At 78.3% G+C, this 686-nt stretch carries 1 pseudogene; it reads right to left on the reverse strand.

Going from position 1 to position 686, the window contains the following annotated elements:
• Positions 1–686: pseudogene (locus tag MXD58_RS26225) on the reverse strand (DUF4012 domain-containing protein); the annotation flags it as partial.

Raw genomic sequence — 686 nt, forward strand, 5'->3', positions numbered from 1 at the left:
GCCACGTCGATGGTCATCTCCTGGCGCAGGCGGCTCGGGTTCAGCGTGCCCCCCAGGTCGGCGACCGCCGGCAGTCCCGTGCCCGCCATCGTGTCGACGGCCCGGACCAGGCCCGCCGCGGAGCGCAGCGGACAGCCGGCCCACGGCAGCCGGCCGAACGCCGACCACACCGGGTCAGCGGTGAGCGATCGGGCCGCGCGGGCCCGCTGACCGATCGCCGCCACCTGCGCGTGCAGGTCGGCGTCCGACGGGAGGTGCCCCGCCAGCGCCTGCTGCTGCAACGCGGCGATGCGCGAGCGAGCCTCGTCGAGCTGCGTGCGGGCCATCAGGCCGCGCACGCCCACCCAGCCGACCAGACCGACGACCACGGCGAACACCAGCGCGCCACCGCCGACCAGCCATCGGTAACGCAACCGGCGCCGCTGCGGCCCTCCCCCACCCGGGGCGCCGCCCGCGCCGACGGGCAGGTCGCCGTCCCCGGCAGGTGCCTCACCGGGCGCGCCGGTCCCATCGGTCGCTGACGCGCCGTGTGTCGACGCCGCCGCGGTCTCCGCTGCCCCGCCAGGCGCCGATGCCTCGCCAGGCGCCGAGAACTCCCCGGACGCCGAGAACTCCCCGGCCGCCGGCGCGTCGACGGAGTCGGCCTCCGGCACCACCCGGCCAGTGCCGGTCGCGTCCGGCCGGGT

Source organism: Frankia sp. AgKG'84/4 (genome assembly GCF_023242965.2).
Taxonomy (GTDB): Bacteria; Actinomycetota; Actinomycetes; order Frankiales; family Frankiaceae; genus Frankia.